Source organism: Vibrio sp. R10-SG3-ISO10 (assembly GCF_059834185.1).
The window spans coordinates 22,562-47,225 of sequence record NZ_JCBDHG010000023.1 but is presented as its reverse complement, the minus strand read 5'-3'; the positions used below and the strand labels follow the sequence as shown (position 1 = coordinate 47,225).

Below are 24,664 nucleotides of genomic sequence, written 5' to 3'. Positions count from 1 at the left end.
CCTCTCTTAAAGTTAGAAGATAATCTACCAGTGACCAAGCCTAGGTTCAAAAACATCTCGATTCTTAAGTACGCAAAAAGGCTAAGTTGTGACAACAGGGTTTAATTACTTAAAGTACGCTATATGTAAAATTATTGTATTTACAGCCACTGTTATTTGTGATGAATATCAACTGGTTGCGTATTGGTAAGGCTGAGGTATAGACGTTGAAAATGAAATATAAGAGATTATTTGGCTTATGTTTTACTCAACAACGTCAGGAAAATGAAAATGGAACAAAAACATATAACTAATCCTATTGAATTTAGGGGAAAAGGGGGGGAGTTCTTTGGTATATGGATAGTCAATGTTCTACTAACCATCATCACCTTTGGCATCTATTCTGCTTGGGCTAAGGTCAGAACAAAGCGCTACTTCTACGGTAACACTTACGTCGATAGTGACAATTTTGAATATCACGCTCAGCCAATGCAAATTCTTAAGGGACGTTTAGTCGCAGTTGCTGTACTGGCAATCTGGGCTGTGGCCAATGCGTTTTTCCCAGTTGTGAGTGCGGTTCTACTACTGGTTTTCTATGTTGCTTTACCTTGGTTGCTTTGGAGCAATGCTCGATTTGATGCGGCAATGACGAGTTATCGCAATGTTCACTTCTCTTTCGACTCGTCATTGAAAGATGCGTACTTTGCTCTTATGGGGCGTGGATTAGCTGCGTTGCTTGCGGCTGCTGTATATATAGCAGTCATAGTAGCGGTTTCTAGCGCTTCTGCAGTAGCAGCTACGGTATTAGGTATTGCGTCTTTTATTCTTATGGCTGCTTTGTATGCTTGGGTTGCCGTTGGTGCACACAAGTACTTCTCTAACGGATATCGTTACGGAGATTGGAAGTTCAGTGCTGAGCTGGAAACCGGATTCTTTATCAAAACTTACCTAAAAGCGATGGGCTTAGGAGTTGCAGCGTCTATTGTACTATTTATTGTGATGTCATTTACGGTATTCAGTGGTTTTGACTTTACCGCGATTCAGAATGGAGATTACAGCTCGCTGATGGGAGCATCTCAATTTACGGTCTTTATTATCGCCTACCTATCGCTCATCATTCTGACCATTGGACTGACGGCGTATACCACAACACGCGTGCGTAACTATATCTTTGAGCAACTTCAAGCTAAGTTGGAGCAAGAGTCTGATAGCCGTTACACTTTTAATTCGACTCTCACCGCACGAGGATACACTTGGTTGGTTGTTTCTAACTTTTTACTTCAGGTAGTCACGTTAAGTATTGCTAGACCTTGGGTAATGGTGAGAACAACACGTTATGTTGCTGACAATACAGCGGTATTTGGTGATATGAGCTTGCTAAATGCGACAGATCAAGATTCTAAAGTCAAATCCGCGATATCGGATGAAGTTGCTCAAGCTTTCGACCTAGGTATTGGAATTAACTAATGTTGTTTGATGGGGTGGCGTTTCCGCCACGCAGTTCGGAGCGTCATCCTGCCAAATTGGATGTGTCACAAGCTAACGCCTTAAGTTTACGTGTTGATGGGAAAATTATCAGCTGTGACCAACGGTACGCTGACATTAGTGTTCCTGTCGGTAACTTACCTGTGCGATTCAAATTCCCTGATGGCTGGGTGTTCGTGGTTGAGAGAACTACAGAGGTCAGTCAGTGGTTGGTGCGTAATCGTAGAAGCAGCTTGGTTGATAAACTGGAAGCCAATTGGCTGGCTTGGTTACTATCCTCGGCTTTGTGTCTTTGTGTTGTTTTGGGGAGTTATTTTTATCTGCTGCCATGGACCAGTAATAAGGTTGCAAACGCAATCCCAGAGTATGTTGCTATTACACTAGGCGATAAGATTTTAGAAAGCTTTGATAATAGCTGGCAAGAAAGCAAATTGAGCCAGCAAAAAAAACAAGAGATCCGTCAACGTGTCGCACAGCATGTCTCGAAGTTGGATGCTATGCCGTATCCCATTGAGGTAGTATTTCGTTCTTCAGAACTTGGTGCGAATGCGTTTGCTTTGCCGGGTGGCAAGATCGTGTTACTTGATGACTTGGTGGCACTTGCTGAGAACGAACAGCAGCTTGATAGCATCATTCTTCATGAGCTAGGTCATGTTTATCATCGTCATATGATTAAGAAGTTGGTACATTCGAGTTTGCTTTCGGTTGGCGTCGCATTTTTAACAGGTGAAAGTTCGGGCGTAGTAGATAACTTAGCTGGGCTAGGTGTGTTTTTTCTTTCAAATGGCCACTCTCGTGAGGCTGAGTTGGAAGCGGATGCATACGCTAGGCAAGCGATGGTTACTTTATATGGTAGCAGTGAGCCTATGGCAGAAATGTTCGAGCTATTTCAACAAGATGCTCTCGAAGTGCCAGAGTGGATGAGTACTCACCCTGACTTCAAGCAGCGAATTGAAGCTGCTCGTGAATGACGGCAACAAAAAAGGCAGCGAATTTGCTGCCTTTTGTTTAACTAACCACTGGCTTACAGCGCAGCGATAGTCGCTTTCTGCTCTTCAAGCTTAGCTAGTGTCTCTTGGTAACCCACTAATTTTTCACGCTCTTTGGCGATAACCGCTTCAGGTGCTTTAGCCACGAAACCTTCGTTACCTAGTTTACCTTCGATACGCTTGATTTCGCCGTGCGTTTTTTGCACTTCTTTATCAAGACGAGCAAGTTCCGCGTCTTTGTCGATAAGACCTGCCATAGGGATCATCAGTTCAGATTGAACTACTAGCTTAGTTGCACATGCTGGCGTCTCAGCGTCGTCTGCAAGAACCGTTAGGCTATCTAGCTTAGCAAGAGAGTTCAGAACAACCTTGTTTGCTTCGATACGTGCAGCGTCTTTCTCGTTAGCAACCTTGATCATTACTTCTAGACCTTTGCTAGGTGCAATGTCGTATTCTGCGCGTAGGTTTCGGATAGCCGTAATGAAAGTCTTAACCCACTCGATGTCTTCTACGATCTCAGCGTTGAAGTTCTCTTCATTAAACTGAGGAAGCGCTTGAGTCATGATAGTGTCGCCTTCAACACCGTCTACTAGCGGCTTAACGCTCTGCCAGATAGATTCAGTGATGTAAGGTAGCACTGGGTGAGCAAGACGTAGCGTCTTCTCTAGCACAGTGATCAGCATGTAGCGAGTCGCTTGTTGCTGAGCTTCTGTACCTTTCCAAAGAACTGGCTTAGTTAGCTCTAGGTACCAGTCACAGAATTGGTTCCAGATGAATTCGTAAAGCGTGTTCGCTGCCATGTCTAGACGGTAATTGTCTAGGTGAGCGTTAAACTCTTTCGCTGCTAGTTCAAACTGAGACTCGATCCATTTGTCCGCTAGAGAGAATTCCATGTTTGCACGCTCTTCAGCTGATAGTGACATGCCACAATCGTGCTCTTCTGTATTCATTAGTACGTAACGGCTTGCGTTCCATAGCTTGTTACAGAAGTTACGGTAACCTTCAAGACGCTTCATATCCCAGTTAATGTCACGGCCAGTAGAAGCCATAGCAGCAAGAGTAAAACGCAGTGCGTCAGTACCGTATGGTTCGATACCGTTCTCGAAAGTCTTACGAGTGTTCTTCTCGATCTTCTTCGCTAGCTGAGGCTGCATCATGTTGCCACAACGCTTCTCTACTAGAGACTCAAGGTCGATACCATCGATCATGTCGATAGGGTCAAGAACGTTACCTTTCGATTTAGACATCTTGTCGCCGTTTTCGTCACGGATTAGACCCGTTACGTAAACAGTCTTAAATGGTACTTGAGACTTACCGTTTTCATCTTTGTTGAAGTGCATGGTCATCATGATCATACGTGCAACCCAGAAGAAGATGATGTCGAAGCCTGTTACTAGAACGTCTGAAGGGTGGAATGTCTTCAGGTCTTCAGTTTGCTCAGGCCAGCCTTGAGTACCGAACGTCCATAGCGCAGAAGAGAACCATGTATCAAGTACGTCGTCGTCTTGGCGCAGTACAACAACAGGTGCAAGGTTGTTGTTTGCACGTACTTCTTCTTCAGTACGGCCTACGTATACATTGCCATCGTTGTCATACCATGCAGGGATACGGTGACCCCACCAAAGCTGACGAGAGATACACCAGTCTTGAATGTCACGCATCCAAGAGAAGTACATGTTTTCGTACTGTTTAGGAACGAACTGGATTTCACCATCTTCAACTGCTTTAACTGCAGGCTCAGCAAGAGGCGCAGCACGTACGTACCATTGGTCAGTTAGCATTGGTTCGATAACCACGCCACCACGGTCGCCGTAAGGAACCGTTAGGTCGTGATCTTTGATTTCGTCTAGTAGACCAAGCTCTTCAAATTCTGCAACGATCGCTTTACGTGCAGCAAAGCGCTCCATGCCGTGGTACTTAGCAGGAAGTTCTGTAGAGTAAACATCGCTAGCTTCGCCGTTAGTGGTGAAGACTTCAGCCGCATCACGGATGTCTGCGTTGAAAGTTAGGATGTTGATCATTGGTAGCTGGTGGCGCTTACCAACTTCGTAGTCATTGAAGTCGTGCGCAGGAGTGATCTTCACACAACCAGTGCCTTTTTCCATATCTGCGTGCTCATCGCCTACGATAGGGATCAGACGGTTAACGACAGGAAGTAGGATCTCTTTACCGATAAGATCTTTGTAACGTGGGTCTTCTGGGTTAACAGCGACACCAGTATCACCAAGCATGGTTTCAGGACGTGTTGTCGCAACAACAATGTAGTCTTTACCTTCAGCTGTTTTCACGCCATTTGCTAGCGGGTAGCGGAAGTGCCACATGTGGCCTTTTTTGTCTTTGTTTTCAACTTCAAGATCAGAAATTGCAGTGTGCAGTTTAGGATCCCAGTTTACTAGACGCTTACCACGGTAGATTAGGTCTTCTTCGTATAGGCGAACAAACACTTCTTGAACAGCGTTAGATAGGCCATCATCCATAGTGAAACGCTCGCGCTCCCAGTCTACCGATGCACCTAGGCGACGAAGCTGCTTAGTGATTGTGCCACCAGATTCGTTCTTCCATTCCCAGATTTTGTCGATGAAAGCATCACGACCGTAATCGTGTTTAGTTTTGCCTTCTTCAGCCGCGATCTTACGCTCAACAACCATTTGAGTTGCGATACCAGCGTGGTCAGTACCTACTTGCCAAAGGGTGTTTTTGCCCTTCATACGTTCAGCACGGATCAGAGTATCCATGATGGTGTCTTGGAACGCGTGGCCCATATGTAGGCTACCAGTGACGTTCGGTGGTGGGATCATGATGCTGTATGATTCTTTCGTCGTGTCACCGTGTGGCTTAAAGTAGCCTTTCTCTTCCCAAGCTTGGTATAAAGCTTGTTCAATTGAAGTTGGGTTATATGTCTTTTCCATAGCTATAGATATTCTGCTGATAGGTCTGGTTTAATTCTAAGTCAATCTTTATAAGTGAGGGATCTCTAACAAGATCGCCTTAGCTATAAGGATTGACCGGTTGTGTTTGTTGCTGCTATCTGTGTTCGATTTCGATCGTTTGTAGCTGATAGCCCGCTTGGCGGTAGATTTTATATCTTTCTCGCGCCAGTTGCTTGGCTTTTTCTTCGCAAGGGACGAAGTCTACCACCTCAGCAAACTTGTTCGCAAAGGTTGTCTCATTTTCCGCCAAATTTATTACCAGTTGTCGGTTCCAAGAAGGTCGAACTCCTTGGTAGCCAATCTCAATGTTGGTACCGTATCTTGGCCCTTCACCAACTAGATTATGGGCAACAAATTGTTTGGCATCGACTTGCCAGAAAAATTCAGCGATTTGTTCAGCGTGAGATTTATCGTTGCAATTGAGATAAACCTTAGCACCTTGCTTAGCGAAATGATGCGCAAGAAACAATACATATAAACCAAACCCCTTAGCTTCAGCCTGAGGAGAGTCTGGATTGATAATGTAAAAGGTCGCATTCGCCATAACTGCTCGCTGTTAGTAGATACAAAAAAGGGCCTTGCGGCCCTTTTTAAGATTGTGAGGATTATTCCTCTGTCTCTTGGCCACTGCGGTTAAGCAGGAATTGGACAAGCATTGAGACAGGGCGGCCTGTTGAGCCTTTCGCTGCACCTGATTTCCACGCAGTACCTGCGATATCAACGTGCGCCCAGTGGTACTTCTTGGCGAACTTAGATAGGAAGCAACCCGCAGTGATAGTACCGCCAGGGCGACCACCAATGTTTGCCATATCAGCAAATGGGCTCTTAAGTTGCTCGTGGTACTCGTCTGCCATAGGTAGACGCCATGCACGATCACTTGCTTGTTCAGAAGCATTCACTAGCTCGTGAGACAGTGGGTTGTGGTTAGAGATAACACCACTGATATGGTGACCTAGTGCGATAACACAAGCACCTGTTAGCGTTGCAACGTCAACCACACACTCTGGCTCGTAGCGTTCTACGTAAGTCAGCGCGTCACACAATACTAGACGACCTTCAGCATCAGTGTTGAGTACTTCAACGGTTTGGCCAGACATCGTAGTGAGAATGTCACCTGGACGGTAAGCGTTGCTACCCGGCATGTTTTCACAACCAGCAAGAACAGCAACCACATTGATTGGTAGGTTCAGTTTTGCCAGTGCTTTCATTGTGCCGAATACTGATGCCGCACCACACATGTCGTACTTCATCTCATCCATACCTTCACCAGGTTTTAGTGAGATACCGCCTGAATCGAAAGTAAGACCTTTACCAACAAGTACAATTGGTTTCGCTTCTGGATCTGGGTTGCCCTTGTACTCCATGATAGACATCATAGATTCATTCTTAGAGCCACGACCTACCGCTAGGTATGAAGTCATGCCCAGTTTTTCCATCTCTTGCTCACCAATGATCTTGGTTGTCACTGTCTCGTAATCGTCAGCTAGGCGACGCGCTTGAGAAGCAAGGTAAGCAGGGTTAGCGATGTTTGGTGGCATGTTGCCAAGATCTTTTGATGCTTTAACACCAGAAGAGATAGCAAGACCGTGTGCGATCGCTTTCTCACCTAGGTTTAGCTCACGACGTGTAGGTACGTTAAATACCAGTTTACGTAGTGGTCGACGAGTTTCTGGCTTTTGGCTCTTGAACTGATCGAAGGTGTATAGACCATCTTTTGTTGCTTCAACCGCTTGACGAACTTTCCAGTAAGTATCACGGCCTTTAACGTGCAGTTCTGTTAGGAAACAAACCGCTTCCATTGAACCTGTTTCGTTAAGAGTGTTGATAGTCTTTTGGATGATCTCTTTGTATTGACGCTCACCCAGTTCACGCTCTTTACCACAGCCAACCAGTAAAACGCGCTCAGACAGTACACCTGGTACTTGATGAAGCAGTAGCATCTGCCCCGGTTTTCCTTCTAGGTCACCACGGCGAAGTAGTGAACTAATATAGCCATCGCTGATCTTATCTAGCTGCTCGGCAACTGGAGAAAGGCGACGTGGCTCGAACACGCCCACAACGATACATGCGCTGCGTTGTTTCTCTGGACTGCCACTTTTTACACTGAACTCCATGCGTACTCCTACATCCTGAAGACAAATAGAACTAAATGTTAGATAATGCCGTCTTACTTGTTGATTCCTTACTCGGAACTATTCTTAAATAAGCGCATTAACAGTTAGCCAAAAATTTAAAAATAAAAGGTTCAACGGGAAATTATAGTGATTCAATTAAAAAAACAAGTTTTGTATAGGTAATTTCAGCGTGATTATTGTTAGATATTTGATCCGCGAGACACTCAAAAGCCAATTAGCGATATTTTTTATCCTGTTTTTAGTGTTCCTTAGCCAAAAATTGATCAAAGTTTTGGCCGATGCGTCGGATGGTGATATTCCCGCCAGCTTGGTCATGCACTATGTTGCTTTAAGCATGCCTTCAATGGGACTTTTGATGTTGCCGTTGAGTCTTTTCTTGGGGATCTTGCTCACTTTTGGACGTTTATACGCAGAAAGTGAAATTACCGTGATGAATGCGACGGGGATTGGTAATAAGTTCTTGATCCGAGCAGCTTTATACCTAGCCGTTATTACCGGTGCGATTGCGGGTTTTAACTCTTTCGTTTTTGCTCCTTATAGCCAAGACCAACTGGTTAAGCTGCAAGAAGAAACAGCGGCAGAGAACAGTGTCGATTTGCTGAAGAAAGGCCACTTCCAAGGCACGCCAGATGGTTCTTCAGTGGTTTTCATTGACGATATTGATGGCAAGAAACTCAAGCACGTGTTTGTTGCCCAGATGCGTCCGCGTGATTCCATTCTTCCGAGTGTCTCTTTTTCTCAATCAGGAGAAGTGAAAGAGCTTAGTGACGGACGACAAGTGATTCGTATGTACGATGGTGTCCGTTACGAAGGTGTTCCGACTCGCGTTGATTACATGGTGACGGATTTTGATCAGTACGAAGGTTTGATTGGTCAGCGTGATGTTAAGCCTCAAGGTCGTGACTGGGAAGCGATCCCTACTCTTGAATTGATGAAGAATCCAGATCCTCGCGCACAAGCAGAAGTTCAATGGCGTATCTCATTGGTTGTTTGTATTCCACTACTGACTATGTTGGTTGTCCCTCTTTCTGCGGTTAACCCACGTCAGGGGCGCTTTGCTAAAATGGGACCGGCTATTTTAATCTATCTGGCTTACTTCTTGGCGATTAGTGCCACTAAGTCAGCGATTGAAGATGGTTCTATTCCTACTTTCGTTGGTATGTGGCCAATAAATGCTGCGCTACTCTTGACCGCGATTGGTATTAACTCGATGGACAGCATTCCTGTTCGCCGCTTCAAAGACAAATTAAGACAAAGAAAAAAGGCAGCGTAAGTCGTGTTTAAGATTCTCGATCTCTACATAGGTAGAACCATTATTGCCACTTCATCTTTGGTATTGGCAACCTTTGTCGGCCTTTCTGCGATCATCAAATATGTTGAGCAGTTGCGTAAAGTAGGTGAGGGGACATACGACCTTTTGCAAGCCTTGCTGTATGTTTTGCTCAGTATTCCACGTGATATTGAAATGTTCTTTCCAATGGCGGCATTGCTTGGTGCTCTGATTGGTCTTGGTATGTTGGCCTCAAGTTCTGAGCTAGTGGTTATGCAGGCGGCGGGTTTTTCGAAACTCGACATTGGCTTATCGGTGCTGAAAACCGCTGTGCCCCTGATGATAATGGTTACTTTGCTTGGTCAATGGGGTGCGCCTCAAGCGCAAAAAGCGGCGCGTGATTTGCGTGCCTTTGCCACTTCAGGTGGCGCGCTAATGTCAGTACGAACCGGGGTTTGGGCACGCGACGCCAATGACTTTATTTTTATCGGTAAGGTTGAGGACAGCAAAATTTATGGCATGAACATGTGGCGCTACGACGATGACAAGCGTTTGGAAAGTGTCGTTTATGCCGCGGAAGTAGAGTATGTATCAGATAACACTTGGACGATGAAAGACGTTCAGCTAACTGAAATGGTGGACGAGGTAGAAATCTCCAAGCAAAGTCTCGCTGAGTATAGCTGGACGACTTCTCTGGCACCGGACAAGCTAGCGGTAGTAACGGTCAAACCAGAAGAGTTATCTCTAGGTGGGCTGTATGATTATGTCACTTATTTGAAAGCGTCTGAGCAAGATCCATCGCGTTATGAATTGGCCTTCTGGCGTAAAGTGACTCAGCCATTTTCCATTGCGGTGATGATGTTGATGGCGCTGTCATTTATCTTTGGTCCTCTGCGTAGCGTGACGATGGGTGCGCGTATTCTATCGGGTGTGATTGCCGGATTTACTTTTTATATATCGAGTGAATTCTTTGGCCCACTCAGTTTGGTTTATAACATCCCGCCAGTATTTGGCGCAGTGATGCCAAGTATTGTGTTCTTAACGGTCGCCTTATTGCTACTGCGTAGGAAGCTCTAAACACTATAAGCACCATCAAAAACGGCAGTCCTTTTGGACTGCCGTTTTTGTCACATCAACTTTTTCAGTCGATAAAGCTCTTCTAATGCTTGCCTTGGTGTTAAGTCGTCAGGGTCAATCGCAGACAGTGCCTCTTCAACCTCACTTGGCTCTGGAATCAGGCTAAGTTGGTTGGCGATATCTACTGCGCTTGAACGGGGTGCACCTTCCCCTTCTTGACCTAACTGTTCTAGCTGTGTCAGCTTAGCGCGCGCGTTTTTAATCACACTCTTAGGTACGCCAGCTAAGCCCGCCACTGCTAGACCATAAGATTTACTTGCAGCCCCTTCTTGGACCGCGTGCATAAAGGCAATACTGTCGCCATGTTCAACTGCATCTAGGTGGACATTGGCTAAGTGTGGGATCTGATTGGGTAGCTCTGTTAGCTCGAAATAGTGAGTCGCAAACAGGGTCATTGAGCCTAGCTCTTTGGCTAGCCACTCGGCACTAGCCCAAGCAAGAGAAAGCCCGTCATAGGTACTGGTACCGCGACCAATTTCATCCATTAAAACTAAACTATTAGCTGTGGCGTTGTGGAGGATGTTTGCTGTCTCCGTCATCTCAACCATAAAGGTCGAGCGACCAGAGGCCAGATCATCAGAAGCGCCAATACGGGTAAAGATGCGATCAATAGAGCCAATCTGAGCTGACTCAGCAGGTACATAAGAACCAATATGAGCCATCAGTGCAATCAATGCGGTTTGACGCATGTAAGTCGATTTACCACCCATATTCGGACCAGTAATAATCAACATTTTACGCTGCGGGTTTAGCTCAATAGGGTTGGCAATAAACGGATCATCCATTACTTGCTCAACCACTGGGTGACGGCCTGCTTGAATATGAATACCCACCTCTTTAGTTAAAGTAGGGCGACAGTAATCTAGGCTGTCTGCACGTTCCGCTAAGTTTTGCAATACATCGATCTGCGACACCGCAGAAGCGACGTTTTGCATTTGTTCCAAATGTGGCAATAAGAGATCAAATAGCTCTTCCCAAAGCTGCTTCTCCAGAGCGAGTGCTTTCGACTTAGAGTTAAGCACTTTATCTTCATGCTCTTTGAGCTCTGGGATAATGTAACGCTCAGCATTTTTTAATGTCTGACGACGGACATAATGAGGAGGAACTAAATGGCTTTGACCACGGCTCACCTGGATAAAGAAACCATGCACGTTGTTGTAGCCCACTTTAAGGCTATCGATACCGTGACGTTCGCGCTCATCCTGCTCCATTTGCTCTAGGTATTCGGTTGCCCCATCCGCTAGCTTACGCCACTCATCGAGTTCCGCGTTATAGCCTTCAGCAATCACACCCCCATCACGAATCACGACTGGTGGGTTATCTTTGATTGCGCGCTCTAGTAGCTCACATACCTCGTCCATTGGCGCAGCGTATTGAGCCAGTTTGGATAAGTATGGGTGAGCCAATGAACTCATCGACTCTGCTAGCTCAGGTAATTGCTGCATGGCAAAACGAAGGCGAGCCATATCACGAGGCCTTGCACTGCGTAGAGCTAAGCGAGCAAGTATACGTTCGATATCCCCGATCTGCTTTAGCACAGGGTGAAGATCAGCAAACAGTGACACTTCTTTTAATTCAGAAATGGCATCTAAACGATGATTTAGAGTGTCGATGTCGCGCATCGGTTGATGCAACCAGCGTTTGAGCATACGACTGCCCATAGCTGTTGCAGTGTGATCTAACACCTCAGCTAAGGTATTGTCTGTGCCGCCAGCCAGATTGTGAGTAATTTCTAAGTTACGTCGGGTCGCAGCATCCAAAATGACAGAGTGATCTTGTCTGTCAAAGGTCAACGAGCGAATGTGTGGTAGTGCCGTGCGCTGAGTATCTTTGACATATTGAATCAAACAACCTGCTGCGCAGAGTCCGAGTTTAGCGTGTTCCACTCCGAAACCCACCAGATCACGCGTGCCAAATTGCTGGTTTAACTGCTGCTTAGCGGTATCGAGTTCAAACTCCCAAACAGGGCGGCGACGATTACCGTTGCGCGAAGACATCAGGTGAACAGGTTGAAAATCTTCCGGGAAAAGCAGTTCACGTGGCGAAGTGCGTTGCAACTCTGCCGCCATCGCTTCTTCGCTTTCAGGTTCCATTAACTGGAATCGACCTGACGTGACATCCAAAGTCGCATAACCAAATTTGCCATCGTGGTAATAGATGGCAGCAATCAGGTTATCTAGCCTTTCAGAGAGCAGTGCCTCGTCGGTGACGGTACCCGGTGTGACAATGCGAACAACAGCGCGCTCAACTGGCCCCTTACTGGTTGCAGGATCGCCAATCTGTTCACAAATAGCGACAGACTCACCCAGTTGAACCAGTTTTGCCAAATAGCCTTCGACTGCATGAAATGGCACACCGGCCATTGGAATAGGTTCGCCAGCAGAAGCGCCTCTCTTAGTTAGAGAAATATCGAGCAATTGAGATGCTCGCTTCGCATCATCGTAGAAAAGCTCATAGAAATCTCCCATCCGATAAAACAGCAAGATATCTGGGTTCTCAGCTTTGAGCTTGAGATATTGCTGCATCATAGGCGTGTGTTTTTGCTTTTCTTGTTGAGGTGTTGCTTTCACGGGGCAAGTTCTTCGTCTGATGTTATTGCGGCTTAGGATACGTGAATCCAAAGTCAGCGAAAAGAGATTCAAACATTTTACATCAGTGAATAATTGATTCGGGGGTAGGCAAGTTTCTAAATGAAAAAGAGCCAGAGGTTACTGTTCTGAATCGTTTTTATGAACTTAGTCAAATAAATGTGTAAATAGTTTCTATTCATGTGGTTGGTTAAGTAGTCTGTATGATAAGGCTTTAATTTATAAATAATTTAATCAATATAAACGGAGTCGTAAGGCACCCTACCCTTCAAAATCCGTGTACATAATAGAATCCTATGAGCTTGAGTAACTTTTTTGCAGAACTGATGGCATTTCCGACCAACGTTTTCTTTATCCCTTTCGTATTTATCTTTGTGGTGATGTTGATTGATTTGGTATTCAACGTTGTTGAGAGCTTAACTGCAGAGTTGGATTTGTTTGAACTGGATAATATTCCAGGCTCCGGGCTTATTCTACCGCCAGTCCTTTCAAAGGTGCCGCTAATGGTGGCGCTGTGTGCCAGCTTCTTTGTTGCCACGGTACTGTCATTCTATACGTCCCAGCTCACACTCGCTTGGCTAACTGGCCCTCTAACCATTATTGTCGATGTCGTATCTATACCGGCAATTGCCTACTGCGCCTTGGTCATTGCAGCCTGGCTGCTTAAACCGCTGAGCCCTTTGTTTGACAAGAAAAAGGCATTTGCTCAGGTGGAATTCGTTGGCCTTACTGCCAGAGTTCATAGCAGTAAAGTGACAACACAAGTAGGGGAAGTGATGGTGGCTCAAAACGGCAATGAGTATCTACTAGATGTCATTTGTGAGCAGAACGTAAATATCGAATATGGGGACGAGGTTGTCATTGTGGCCAGAGAGGCTGAATCTCGTCGCTATCTAATAGCAAAAAAATAATTAAAGTTTTACAACAGGAGTTGGTTAATGGAAATTTCCCCAAGTATGATTTTTATAGCGGTTGGTGTCAGTGTTGTGCTGATCATCCTTGTTTTTCTTACCTCGCGATACAAAAAAGTCAGAGGTGAAGGGGATGCGCTGATTGTGAACGGCTTGGATAGAACTCGCGCTTCATTGACGGGTACGTTTGTTTGGCCTGTGATCAATCAATTTGAATACATGGACATTACTCGCAAGAAGATCTCAGTGACTCGTAGCGGTCGCAAAGATCAGGAAGGGGAGGAGTACGAAGGCTTACACTGTCGAGACAATATTCGAGCAGACCTGAAAGTGGATTTCTATATTGGTGTTAACCATGAAGAAGAGGATATTGTTCGAGTAGCGAAGCTGTTTACTGCACATGAAGCATCAAATTTGGAACGCTTAAAAGAGCATTTTCAACCTAAATTTTCTGAGGCTTTGAAGACTGCAGTAAAGCAGTTTGAGTTTGAGGAACTGCTGACCAACCGTCGCGCTTTCCGTGATGCGGTAGTGCAAGTGATTGGCAGTGAGATGGATGGCTTTAAGATCTATGACGTTGTTATCGACAAAATTGATCAAACAGCGCTAGATGCACATAACCCAAACAATATTCTCGACGTAGAAGGGATCCGAAAGATTTCTGCGATTACGGCGCAAAAGAACACTGAGACGAATGCGATTCGTCAGGATGAACGCACTACAATCAAGAAGAAGAACGTTGAAGCAGAAGCCAACCGACTCCAGCTCGATAAACAAGAGCAGGAAAGCGTTGCTCGTACTCAACGTGAAATTGACATCATTAAAGCACAAGAAGACGCTCTGTCTGCTGAGAAGAAAGAAGAATATCAGCGTGTGACTCAGCTGGCTCAGCTAGAAACGGAAGAAGAAGTAGCGAAAAAACGTGAAAGCGTGCAGATGGAAGTGGAAATGACACGCATTGCAAACCAACGTCAAGTCGCTATTCAGGAAGAAGAGTTGACTCGTTCTGTTGAAACGGAAAAGGTTCGTACTGCAACGGAAGTCGCTGAGAAGGAAATGCTAAAAGAAACCACGGTCGAAGAGTCTCTTAAATCTGTGGCGGAAACTCGTTCTCAACGTGTGGAAATAGAACGTAAGATTGCTCGCGAAGAAGAAGAAACTGAAAACTTGCGTGTTAACGAACAAGTAAATCGTAAGAAACGTGTCACTATGGTTGAAGCAGAAGCCGCAGCTGAAGCAGCGCAATTGGAGTTGCTCGTTGCAGCTCGTGCAGAGAAAGATGCTGCGAAAGAACGTGCTGAGCGCCTGCTGATTGAAAACGAAGCAGAGCTAAAAGTGAAAACTCGTGAAGCAGAAAATGAGCTGGCTGTTAAGTCACGTGAAGCGGAAGCGGATCAGATCGTTGCGGTTAAGCGAGCTGAAGCAGAGTTTATCTCCAAAGACAAAGAAGCGGCAGCGAAAGAGCGAATGGCTCAAGCCGAGAAAGAACAGATCAGCGCAACTGGTTTAGCACAGGTAGAAGTGGATCGCGAACGAGCTCAGGCGATTCGTGAAACGGGTGAAGCGGAAGCCTTCACGTTGCAAAGTGCAGGTGAAGCTGAGGCTCAAGCTATGCGTGCTAAAGGCTTGGCTGAAGCTGAGGCGCAATCAGCCCGCTTTGAAGCCGCTCAACAGTACGATGAGCATACTCGTGAGCACGACAAGTGGGTAATGCAGTTGCAACAAGAAAAAGATCTTGAATTGGCCCGTATTGATGCGCAGAAATCTGTCGTTGGCGAAAATGCTAAAGCGATTGCCCAAGCCTTGTCTGAAGCTGACATTAAACTCTTTGGTGGTGAAGGTGTTGAGCAAATTCGCCGTACTATCCTCGATGCTGCGGCTATGGACAGTAAGTTTGAAGAGTCAAAAGTGCTCAATCCATTGGTTGCAGATTACATGGAAGGTAATCGCAGCATGCCACAAGATATTAAAGACATCTTGGAAAACACCAACCTCAAGAGCAGTGACTTGAGCAATGTAGCGCTCGCCAGTTTATTAAATTCTCAGGGTGGAGCGGCTGAATTGATGAAAAAAATTCAGAGCTCACTTGATGTCTCTTCTGAAAGCAAAGCGTAACCCAACCAACTCCCTCACAGGATCCCGCTCGTTAAGAGCGGGATGACACAGGTATTAATATGTCAGACTCGACACAGAAAGCTGTGAGTGAAGGTGGTGCTTACGAGGTACTTAAATCTCGTTTATCTCAGCAAGGCCAAAAGTTACAATCGCTCACACACTCTTTTAACCAGCAACGCCAACAAGTTTTTGGTGGTCAAGAACTTAAGCTCGTCGGTAAGACTAATGTCCAAACCGACGCTCGCTGTATTCCAATTGATATGGCCCAAGTTAATCAACAATTGTTGTTTGGCTATCAAGTGCATGTAGGAATGAAATCCATCCCGGCACTAGAAGACGTATTCGGTCTTTACCAATTGCATGAAAGTGATGGGACATTCCGGGTTGAACTTCTTTCACTCGAAGGAAGTTTTCTTCAAGATTCTCGTTTTTTCCACGAGTTTACAGAGCTGTTTACTTACTACCGAGATGCACGTTTATCGCAAATATCTCGCCAAGAAAGCATCTTGTATGTTGCATTCCAAATTGGTATGCGAGTAGAAGATCGTAAAGTCTTTCGTTTCCAGATTAATGCCAATTCGATTGAATACTTAGATTCGGATGGGCATACCTCCTTAACCCGCACTGCACAACATGACTTTGAGTGGATCTCTACCACGCGTGAGGATCATGTCTTGGGGAATCATCCCCATGTTTCTATTGCTGATAAGCTGTTCGTTGAATGTGTCGGTGGTGATTTGACCATCAAAGTTGAAGATAACACCGAGGATGGCAAGGGGATTTATAGCGAAGAAGTCGAAGATCACCACCAGAGCGTGGCGGATGCCCATATTCAGTATGCTTTTATCGGTGATTTGGTCCTGTTAAAAATACGACCGAATCGAGAGCGACAGGATCGCCACTTTATCTACAACCCCCTGAATCAAAAAGTGGTCAGAGCCGATGCTTTGAGTGTGAGTGGTAAATCTCTACCAGAAGACCACGGCATCCTATATTCACATGGTTTTGTGCTATCCAATGGCGAGCATAAACAGTTTGATATGCCATGGCAGAATCTACAGTTTTTCCAGAAGGTTGTTTCTCCTAACGGCGAAGATATCTTGTATTTTTTCTTCAACATGTTGGAAGGATATTATGTTTCCTTTACTTACAACATGATCGAGAAACAGTTTGCGGCTCCAATGGAAAACCATGGGTTTAGTCTTTACCCAGATGGAAGGATGCTGGTTTTTCAATTGTCTGAAAATGCTGAGGCTTCTACCATCCATCCACTGCGTGTGTGGGATACGCCATTTTCCACTGCAGAGCACTATGCCAACGTGAGTGCTGAGGCTGACGGTTCTAGCCCACTCTTCAATTTAGGTAATGCAGAACTGGTCCGAGCCTTATCATCGGTTCTGTCGGTGTGTCAGCTTGCTCAAACAGAAGAAGTGACTCAAGCCGCTTACGAAATGTTGCTCAAGCAATGTCAAAGTACCCTAGATCATTACCATTGGTTGGAGCACGACTACGCACTTGGCATTGGCGGGTCTATCAGTGAATTGATGGCAACTGCTGATAAAATCATTGGCGAATTTGCTAAAGTTCAGCAACTGCAAAACCATGCCTCACAGAGTTTAGAACAACAGCAAGTCGTGATTGCCGATTTGGTCGGTAAGATTAAATTAGCGCCGAAGGAGCAAGCTAATGTGCTACTTGGACTTCTGACAGAAGTTAAAGGCCAAGTAGGGGCAACAATGGCATTGCGTCAGCAGCACTACGTTGATGTTGTTAGCGTGGACGAAATGTTGACTTCACTGCAACAGCAACGCGAATCGCTAAACCAACAATTGCTGACCTTACTTCAAGATGAGAAAGCATATCAGCCGTTCAAAAAGCAAATCAGTGAGATTGAGTCCCAATTAGAGCAAACTGAAAAAACCGCTCATATGGCCCAATTGCAGGAGCAGTTAGATAGGTTAAGAGGGGATCTTCAATTGGTGACAGAGGAGGTGACGGACATTGAAACCGACGATCCTACTCAAGCAACGAAGATCCTCGACCTGACGACAGAAGTCTCGTCTCTACTCAATACTGTCTCTGCTAAGTTGCGTAGTCGAGCTAAAGGGCTTCTGAGCGAAGAAGCTCAAGCGGAGTTCAGCGCACAGTTTAAATTGTTAAGTCAATCCGTCAGTAGTGCAATGGAGCAGGCAACGTCACCCGATGAGTGCGACACTCAACTGGCCAAGTTGATTGGTCAGCTGGAAAAACTAGAATCCCGCTTTGCTGATTTTGATCAGTTTCTTGTTGAAATCTATACCAAAAGAGATGAGATTCAATCCACGCTGGACAATCACAAACAACAATTGATTGCTGGGCAACAACGCAGAATTCAGAACCTGCTCCAAGCCGCGACTGTCACATTAAAGAGCATTGAAAAGCGTGTCTCCAAATTTGATGATGTCGCTGGCTTGAACAGTTACTTTGCAACAGATGCAATGGTACTCAAGTTACACCAGCTCTCAGAATCTATCCGTCAATTAGGGGATAGTGTTAAGTCTGACAGTCTTGATGCCAAGCTCAAGTCTCTGCAGGATCAATCTTTGCGAGCGCTGCGTGACAATCAAGACATCTTTGAGCAGGGTGGTAAAGTACTCAGATTGGGTAAGCACCGATTTAGTGTAAATCAGCAGGCGTTAGATCTTAGTTTGGTCGAACAGCAAGACGAGCTATTTACGCATATATCTGGAACGGATTTCTATCAGCCGATTGTCGATGAAGCGTTTCTTGAGCTGCAAAATGCAGCAAGGCTTGATGTGGCTTCAGAAAGTGAGGTGGTATACCGCGCAGAGTACCTTGCCTATCTGATCCTCCATTCCGCGGAGCAAAATCTGTCATCAGATCTGAACTTAGATATCTTGTACAAAGCTTCAGCAAGTAATCAGCTGAGAGAGCTAGTCCAACGTTTTGCAGCGCCCCGTTACCGTGAAGGCTATGTGAAAGGAATTCATGATAACGATGCGCACAGAATCCTGTCTCAGCTACTGCCGATTTATCAAAACGCGGGATTACTGCGCTTTAGTCAAAGCGCGAGAGCAAATGCGCTGATCTGGTTACTAGAGCAAGAAGAAAGTGCACTCAATGAGACTCGTCAAAAAGCGCACAATGCTAAGCTATTACGAGAACACCTCAAGGCTTCGGAAGCGTTTAACGCCTTACAAGAGGAACTAGCGTCCAAGTTCCAGACACAAGAAGCCCGAGATAGTGCCAGTTATTTAATTCGTTTATTGGCACATAAAGAAATCACAATTCATGTTAGCCAAGATGCCTTGACTCTCAGTGAGGATTACCTTCAGTTTCGCCGTAGCTTGGGGTGGTCGCCATCAGAACTGTCGTACAGAGAACAATTTAGCGATCATGTTCAGTGGTTGAAAGCCTATACAGCGCAGAAAGAGTATGGGCAAGCTTTTGTCGTTGAAGCTGCTGCTGTCGCCTTGTGTAAAACACAGTCCCAGTTGGTGTTGCAAAGTGTCGACTTCTCGATGCAGTGCGTTATATCAGGGTTGCTAGGTGAGCATAAGCGAATCCGCAATGGTGAGCTTGTGGTTGTGTTAGATGATTTTATTCAACGAAATGAATCGCATCGCAGTGAATTGGTCCCTCAGTATGAGGCGTACCTAGAGCAAAGAACCGAACTGCTCACTGAGGCAAAGGCGCAATTCCGTCTTGAAGAATTCAAGCCACGTCCATTGACGTCTTTTGTTCGTAATAAACTGATTAGTGAGAGTTACTTACCATTAATCGGTGACAACTTTGCCAAGCAAATGGGCACCATTGGTGATAACAAACGAACCGATCTGATGGGCATGTTGTTGTTAATTTCTCCGCCGGGTTACGGTAAGACAACATTGATCGAATATGTCGCCCATAAGTTGGGTTTAGTGTTCATGAAAATCAATGGCCCTTCAATCGGTCATCAGGTGACATCTTTAGACCCAGCTGACGCGCCCGATCAGAATGCTGCACGTGAGATTGAGAAAATCAATCTGGCGTTTGAGATGGGTAACAATGTGCTGCTCTATCTTGATGATATCCAGCATACCCACCCCGAACTGCTACAAAAATTCATTTCTTTGTGTGACGGAACACGTCGAGTTGAAGGTAGCTGGCAAGGCAAGACGAAAACCTACGATATGCGCGGGAAAAAGTTTGCTGTCGTTATGGCGGGTAACCCGTATACCGAAACTGGCGAAGCTTTCCGTATCCCTGACATGTTAGCAAACCGAGCAGACATTTATAACTTAGGTGATATGTTGTCGGATCAAAAACAAGCCTTTGAACTGAGCTTTATCGAAAACTCTTTGACCTCTAACCCGGTATTAGCACCACTGGCGACAAGAGACTTAAACGATCTGTATCGCTTTGTTCGCATGGCACAAGGAGAAAATCTTGCTCTGAGTGAATTGAGTCATTCCTATTCCGCGACGGAAGCTAATGAAATTGTCTCGACGATTCAGAAATTAGCGCAAGTTCAACAGACCGTATTGAAGGTAAACCAGCAGTACATCCAATCCGCAGCGACAGCAGATCAATATCGTGTCGAACCTGCATTTAAATTGCAGGGTTCTTATCGAAATATGAACAAACTGGTCGAGAAAATTTCATCGGTTATGACGGATGATGAAATCAATACCTTGCTTCAAGATCACTATCAGGGAGAGGCGCAAACACTCGCCAACGGCACTGAAGAGAACTTGCTAAAACTGGCCGAACTCAGAGGAAATATGACGTCAGAGCAAGCTGATAGATGGCAAGAGATCAAGCAAAGTTACCAGCGTCAGCAATTGATGGGGGACTCTGATGACAGGGCTGGTCAAGTGGTTCAACAGCTAGCCATGCTCAATCAACATGTCGCTCAGTTTGGACAGGAGAATAATCAATGAATCGTAATCAATGGGCACAATGGTTAGAAGAATCATTGCAAGATCATCGTCTCGATGACCAAGAGCGCCGCCACCTTCAAAGCCAATTGGCCGAGGCGGTGATGTCGGATGAAGACCGCTCATATCTACGCAATCATGGTTTTAAACTGGCAAAACAGGTTCTGCAACAAGATTCGGATCCCGTCGAAGTACTGCGCTGGCTTGAGCGTATTATCAAGGTGCTCGATAACGTTAGGGTGAGCCAGTCCAGTGAAGTAGCAACGAGTTGGTTCTCTCCAGGACGGCGCTGTGCAGCGGGAATTATCGAGCAATTAAAACTTGCTCGGACTTCAATTGATATCTGCGTATTTACCATTGCTGATGACGAGTTAACTAAGCATATCCTTCAGGCTCATCAGCGAGGCGTTTCGGTTCGCATCATTACGGATAACGACAAAATGTATGATAAAGGCAGCGATATTGAGTACTTAGCGCAACAAGGCATTGCGGTAAAAATTGATACTACGCCTTATCATATGCATCATAAATTCGCTATTTTTGACCAGAAGCGATTGATTAATGGTAGCTTTAATTGGACGAGAAGCGCATCCAAATACAATCAGGAAGATATCACCTTGTCGGATGATCCACGCTTTCTAACCTCGTTTTCGAGGCAATTTGAACAACTTTGGCAGCGCTTTCCCTGCCATCAACCTTCACAAAATTAAGGAGCTTATATGAGTGATCTAGTTACCGCTCAGTCAGAGGTGATGGAAATAGCAATAACGCCGGAAGTGGTTGCAATTGCTGAACAATTTGATCCATTTGATAGCGTGGCAACCATTACATTTGGTCGCGAATCCTTAGAGAAAATTACCGCATTTTCGGACTCTATTTTAGAACAGGTGCGGGTAAGAGACAGTGGAGAGGCGGGCGATATTCTACATGCCATGGTTTCATCAATGGACAGCAGCGCGTTTGATCAGCTGGGTGAGCGCAGCTTGCTTTCTCGGCTTCCTCTGATTGGAGAAATGTTTGATTCGTTTAAAAAGTTTTCTACCAGTTTTGACTCTGTGAAGAATCAACTCGATAACTTGGCAGACCGTCTAGAGGGACAAGAAGTGAAGTTGGCTCATGACATCAACCAGCTTGATGATCTTTACCAGCACAACTTGGAGTTACTCCAAGGACTAGAGCAGTATATAGCGGCTGGTCGATATAAGTTAACTCAGCTCAATCAAGAGGTATTACCTAAGCTGTTAGCCAAGTCTGAGCAGAGTAGTGATGCCTTGGATGCCCAGCAATACCGAGATGCTACGCAAGCCGTCGCAAGGTTGGAGAAACGAGTTCATAACTTGGAACTGACCAGATTGGCTGCAATCCAGACTGCGCCTCAGATTCGCTTATCTCAAGAAGGGAACAAGATGCTGATGGAGGATATTCAAGATATCGTTCACAACACTTTTCCATTGTGGAAGCGTCAGTTCCTGATTGCGATTTCTAACTACGAAAAAGAAAAAGCACTGCAAGTGACGCGAGCGGTAAAAGACTACACGAACAAGCAATATGTGCAAAACGCTGAAAAGTTGAAAGTGTTGGAAGAGCAGATTGCGGAGAATTATCAGCGCGGCATTCTGGATTTAGACTCGCTGCAAACCGTTAACCAATTAACCATAGAGACGCTTAGCAATACCCTTTCAAGAGTCAAGGAAGGGCGAGAGCAACGTGAAAAAGCTCAGCGTGTGATAGAGCAAGCAGAGCAGGAACTAAAATCTGCTCTGCAACAATCACTGCAAAGCTAACTTTCTGAAAATGGCGTCTAAAATAGTCGCCATTTTACGTTATGCTCTAGCGACAAAATTGAAAGCAGGAAGACAAGTATGGAAGTGAGTGCCCAGTTAGGGAGCTTATTGCACGCTCAACGTTTAATCTTAACTACCGCTGAATCTTGTACTGGTGGCGGTGTTTCTGCAGCAATTACTGATATTGCTGGCAGTTCAGCTTGGTTTGACCGTGCGTTTATCACCTATAGCAATGAAGCCAAGATGGAGATGCTCGGGGTATCAGCGGCGACACTCGAACAGTTTGGTGCGGTGAGTGAGCAAACTGTGGTGGAGATGGTTGAGGGGGCGATACAAAACTCAAATGCCAATATTGGCGTTTCAATCAGCGGTATCGCAGGGCCAGGAGGTGGTACTGAGCTAAAACCAGTTGGAACCGTTTGTTTTGCTTGGGCTGATTCTAGCAATTGGAAAAAAGTAGAGACAGTGTGCTTCGCAGGCGACCGTGCGCAAGTTCGCCTACAGGCTGTCGAACACGCATTAAAAGTACTGTACGTGGAACTGTCGACAAGGAATAAATGATCTGCCCAACAATTTAAATGCTTTTAAAATTAGGTGGATATCACCAAAAGCTAAAAAAAAACCATACAGGTATGGACACTGTATGAATCAACAGTATAATGACTTGCATTGATTGTTCAGTCACTGAGCTGAACGGAAGAATTAGATTGATAATCATCAGCACGAAATAGATGAATCATTTGGAGAAAGTGATGGACGAGAACAAACAGAAAGCGCTCGCCGCTGCGCTAGGTCAGATTGAAAAGCAATTCGGTAAAGGTTCAATCATGCGCCTTGGTGACAACCGCGCAATGGACGTAGAAACTATCTCTACAGGTTCACTTTCTTTGGATATCGCTTTGGGTGCTGGTGGCCTACCTATGGGTCGTATCGTAGAAATCTACGGTCCAGAATCTTCAGGTAAAACGACGCTAACACTTGAGTGTATTGCAGCAGCGCAAAAGCAAGGTAAAACTTGTGCCTTTATCGATGCTGAGCACGCTCTTGATCCTGTTTATGCTAAGAAGCTAGGTGTTGATATTGACGCGCTATTGGTTTCTCAGCCAGATACAGGTGAACAAGCTCTAGAAATCTGTGACGCACTAGCACGTTCAGGTGCTATCGACGTAATGGTTGTTGACTCAGTTGCAGCATTAACTCCTAAAGCTGAAATCGAAGGTGAAATGGGCGACAGCCACATGGGTCTTCAAGCGCGTATGCTTTCTCAAGCAATGCGTAAGCTAACGGGTAACCTGAAGCAGTCTAACTGTATGTGTATCTTCATTAACCAAATTCGTATGAAGATTGGTGTCATGTTTGGCAACCCAGAAACAACCACAGGTGGTAACGCGCTTAAGTTCTACGCATCTGTTCGTCTTGATATTCGTCGTACTGGTTCTATCAAAGAAGGCGACGAAGTGGTTGGTAACGAGACTCGTATCAAAGTTGTTAAGAACAAGATTGCGGCACCATTTAAGCAAGCTGAAACGCAAATCCTATACGGCGCAGGCTTTAACCGTGAAGGTGAGCTAATCGACCTAGGCGTTAAGCACAAGCTAGTTGAAAAAGCCGGTGCTTGGTACAGCTACAACGGTGATAAGATCGGTCAAGGTAAAGCGAACGCTGGTAAGTTCCTACGTGAGAACCCGCAAGCTGCACAAGCGATTGATGCTAAGCTTCGTGAAATGCTACTGTCACCAGCTGAAGTTCAGCCAGATGATGCTGAGCTAGGTGAAATGCCAGAGCAAGAGCTATAAGCTAGCTCATTATTAATAATTTAAGCCCTGCCTATGTGCGGGGCTTTGTTGTATTTAGAATCTAGATATTTATTTCAGATGTTTCAAAGAAAGCCACCGACATTATCGAGCAAAGAAGCCGCTATTCAATTGCTAAGTCGCCGAGATCATGGCGAATACGAGCTATACCAGAAATTGAGCCTGAAAGGTTATGAACAAGACGCTATTCAAGAAGCCGTCAATTTTTGTATCGATCACAACTATCTTGATGATCTGCGTTATGCCAAAAGCCAAATTCGTCAACATGTCTACAAAGGCTATGGAGAGAGGCGCATCCGACAAGAATTGCAGCAGAAAAGAGTCGCGGACTCGGTGGTGGACAAAGCAATGGAAGAAGAGCCGCAAGATTGGTTCGAGTTAGCAAAACAAGCCGCAGAGAAGAAATTTAAAGGGATTAAAGCGAAAGACCAAAAAGAGTACGCCAAACAGGTGCGTTTTCTTCAATATCGTGGCTATAGCTTTGAACAAATTAGTTATGCGCTTAGCGCTAATGATGAGGACTGAAGCCAAATAACTCATCAATTTAAAGATTTGCGATGAATTAACACATCAATCTGCTCTTTTCTGCGAGAAAACTAGTCGTAGCG

The 24,664-nt window shown here is 45.3% G+C and carries 16 protein-coding genes; 12 read left to right on the top strand and 4 right to left on the bottom strand.

Features of this window, described 5'->3' with window-relative positions; genetic code table 11:
* Positions 1 to 270: 270 nt before the first annotated feature.
* Positions 271 to 1,446 (top strand): YjgN family protein, encoded by a 1,176-nt coding sequence (locus AC6R16_RS18515; RefSeq protein WP_500675387.1) that lies wholly within the window; start codon positions 271 to 273, stop codon positions 1,444 to 1,446.
* Positions 1,446 to 2,435 carry a M48 family metallopeptidase gene (locus AC6R16_RS18510; protein WP_500675386.1) on the top strand — a complete coding sequence of 330 codons (990 nt, stop codon included), beginning with the start codon at positions 1,446 to 1,448 and terminating at the stop codon, positions 2,433 to 2,435. The genes AC6R16_RS18515 and AC6R16_RS18510 overlap by 1 nt, the downstream gene beginning before the upstream one ends.
* A 53-nt stretch (positions 2,436 to 2,488) precedes the next feature.
* Here AC6R16_RS18510 and AC6R16_RS18505 read toward each other — a convergent pair whose 3' ends face one another.
* The 3 genes from AC6R16_RS18505 to pepA all read right to left on the bottom strand — a co-directional run bounded on the left by AC6R16_RS18505 (position 2,489) and on the right by pepA (position 7,497).
* Positions 2,489 to 5,362: a valine--tRNA ligase gene (locus AC6R16_RS18505; protein ID WP_500675385.1), complete on the bottom strand. Its 2,874-nt coding sequence runs from the start codon at positions 5,360 to 5,362 to the stop codon at positions 2,489 to 2,491.
* A gap of 115 nt (positions 5,363 to 5,477) precedes the next feature.
* The gene (locus tag AC6R16_RS18500) at positions 5,478 to 5,927 is read right to left on the bottom strand and encodes a DNA polymerase III subunit chi (RefSeq protein WP_500675384.1); all 450 of its coding nucleotides are present in this window, start codon (positions 5,925 to 5,927) and stop codon (positions 5,478 to 5,480) included.
* Between the two features lie 61 nt (positions 5,928 to 5,988).
* Positions 5,989 to 7,497, bottom strand: coding sequence for a leucyl aminopeptidase (pepA, locus tag AC6R16_RS18495; protein WP_004747273.1), 1,509 nt, complete (start codon positions 7,495 to 7,497; stop codon positions 5,989 to 5,991).
* Between the two features lie 190 nt (positions 7,498 to 7,687).
* Between pepA and lptF the strand changes: the two genes are divergently transcribed.
* On the top strand, positions 7,688 to 8,791 hold the full coding sequence (gene lptF / locus AC6R16_RS18490) for an LPS export ABC transporter permease LptF (RefSeq protein ID WP_004747275.1): 1,104 nt from the start codon (positions 7,688 to 7,690) through the stop codon (positions 8,789 to 8,791).
* 3 nt (positions 8,792 to 8,794) lie between these two features.
* Positions 8,795 to 9,865 (top strand): LPS export ABC transporter permease LptG, encoded by a 1,071-nt coding sequence (lptG, locus tag AC6R16_RS18485; RefSeq protein ID WP_500640525.1) that lies wholly within the window; start codon positions 8,795 to 8,797, stop codon positions 9,863 to 9,865.
* A gap of 50 nt (positions 9,866 to 9,915) precedes the next feature.
* Here the strand turns inward: lptG and mutS are convergent, their stop codons facing one another.
* Positions 9,916 to 12,453, bottom strand: coding sequence for a DNA mismatch repair protein MutS (gene mutS / locus AC6R16_RS18480; protein WP_500675485.1), 2,538 nt, complete (start codon positions 12,451 to 12,453; stop codon positions 9,916 to 9,918).
* 356 nt (positions 12,454 to 12,809) lie between these two features.
* On the opposite strand from mutS, the gene AC6R16_RS18475 reads away from it, so the two are divergent.
* The 8 genes from AC6R16_RS18475 to recX all read left to right on the top strand — a co-directional run bounded on the left by AC6R16_RS18475 (position 12,810) and on the right by recX (position 24,581).
* Positions 12,810 to 13,424 (top strand): DUF1449 domain-containing protein, encoded by a 615-nt coding sequence (locus tag AC6R16_RS18475; RefSeq protein ID WP_500675383.1) that lies wholly within the window; start codon positions 12,810 to 12,812, stop codon positions 13,422 to 13,424.
* Between the two features lie 27 nt (positions 13,425 to 13,451).
* The gene (locus AC6R16_RS18470; protein ID WP_500675382.1) at positions 13,452 to 15,539 is read left to right on the top strand and encodes a flotillin family protein; all 2,088 of its coding nucleotides are present in this window, start codon (positions 13,452 to 13,454) and stop codon (positions 15,537 to 15,539) included.
* A gap of 59 nt (positions 15,540 to 15,598) precedes the next feature.
* Positions 15,599 to 20,461, top strand: coding sequence for a DNA repair ATPase (locus AC6R16_RS18465; RefSeq protein WP_500675381.1), 4,863 nt, complete (start codon positions 15,599 to 15,601; stop codon positions 20,459 to 20,461).
* Positions 20,458 to 21,168, top strand: a complete 711-nt coding sequence (locus AC6R16_RS18460; RefSeq protein ID WP_500675380.1) for a phospholipase D-like domain-containing protein — start codon at positions 20,458 to 20,460, stop codon at positions 21,166 to 21,168. Before AC6R16_RS18465 ends, AC6R16_RS18460 begins: the two co-directional genes overlap by 4 nt.
* Positions 21,169 to 21,177: 9 nt before the next feature.
* The gene (locus tag AC6R16_RS18455) at positions 21,178 to 22,242 is read left to right on the top strand and encodes a toxic anion resistance protein (protein WP_500675379.1); all 1,065 of its coding nucleotides are present in this window, start codon (positions 21,178 to 21,180) and stop codon (positions 22,240 to 22,242) included.
* Positions 22,243 to 22,320: 78 nt separating this feature from the next.
* Positions 22,321 to 22,803 (top strand): CinA family protein, encoded by a 483-nt coding sequence (locus tag AC6R16_RS18450; RefSeq protein WP_500675378.1) that lies wholly within the window; start codon positions 22,321 to 22,323, stop codon positions 22,801 to 22,803.
* A gap of 191 nt (positions 22,804 to 22,994) precedes the next feature.
* Positions 22,995 to 24,038 (top strand): recombinase RecA, encoded by a 1,044-nt coding sequence (gene recA, locus AC6R16_RS18445; RefSeq protein ID WP_004747283.1) that lies wholly within the window; start codon positions 22,995 to 22,997, stop codon positions 24,036 to 24,038.
* Between the two features lie 78 nt (positions 24,039 to 24,116).
* Positions 24,117 to 24,581, top strand: a complete 465-nt coding sequence (gene recX, locus AC6R16_RS18440; RefSeq protein ID WP_500675377.1) for a recombination regulator RecX — start codon at positions 24,117 to 24,119, stop codon at positions 24,579 to 24,581.
* Positions 24,582 to 24,664 lie beyond the last annotated feature (83 nt).

What these genes read in the sequence shown, in the direction of transcription:
- AC6R16_RS18515 (WP_500675387.1), top strand. Translation starts at nt 271, where the DNA reads ATGGAACAAAAACATATAACTAATCCTATTGAATTTAGGGGAAAAGGG.
- AC6R16_RS18510 (WP_500675386.1), top strand. Translation starts at nt 1,446, where the DNA reads ATGTTGTTTGATGGGGTGGCGTTTCCGCCACGCAGTTCGGAGCGTCAT.
- AC6R16_RS18505 (WP_500675385.1), bottom strand. Translation starts at nt 5,362, where the DNA reads ATGGAAAAGACATATAACCCAACTTCAATTGAACAAGCTTTATACCAA.
- AC6R16_RS18500 (WP_500675384.1), bottom strand. Translation starts at nt 5,927, where the DNA reads ATGGCGAATGCGACCTTTTACATTATCAATCCAGACTCTCCTCAGGCT.
- pepA (WP_004747273.1), bottom strand. Translation starts at nt 7,497, where the DNA reads ATGGAGTTCAGTGTAAAAAGTGGCAGTCCAGAGAAACAACGCAGCGCA.
- mutS (WP_500675485.1), bottom strand. Translation starts at nt 12,453, where the DNA reads ATGATGCAGCAATATCTCAAGCTCAAAGCTGAGAACCCAGATATCTTG.
- AC6R16_RS18475 (WP_500675383.1), top strand. Translation starts at nt 12,810, where the DNA reads ATGAGCTTGAGTAACTTTTTTGCAGAACTGATGGCATTTCCGACCAAC.
- AC6R16_RS18470 (WP_500675382.1), top strand. Translation starts at nt 13,452, where the DNA reads ATGGAAATTTCCCCAAGTATGATTTTTATAGCGGTTGGTGTCAGTGTT.
- AC6R16_RS18465 (WP_500675381.1), top strand. Translation starts at nt 15,599, where the DNA reads ATGTCAGACTCGACACAGAAAGCTGTGAGTGAAGGTGGTGCTTACGAG.
- AC6R16_RS18460 (WP_500675380.1), top strand. Translation starts at nt 20,458, where the DNA reads ATGAATCGTAATCAATGGGCACAATGGTTAGAAGAATCATTGCAAGAT.
- AC6R16_RS18455 (WP_500675379.1), top strand. Translation starts at nt 21,178, where the DNA reads ATGAGTGATCTAGTTACCGCTCAGTCAGAGGTGATGGAAATAGCAATA.
- AC6R16_RS18450 (WP_500675378.1), top strand. Translation starts at nt 22,321, where the DNA reads ATGGAAGTGAGTGCCCAGTTAGGGAGCTTATTGCACGCTCAACGTTTA.
- recA (WP_004747283.1), top strand. Translation starts at nt 22,995, where the DNA reads ATGGACGAGAACAAACAGAAAGCGCTCGCCGCTGCGCTAGGTCAGATT.
- recX (WP_500675377.1), top strand. Translation starts at nt 24,117, where the DNA reads ATGTTTCAAAGAAAGCCACCGACATTATCGAGCAAAGAAGCCGCTATT.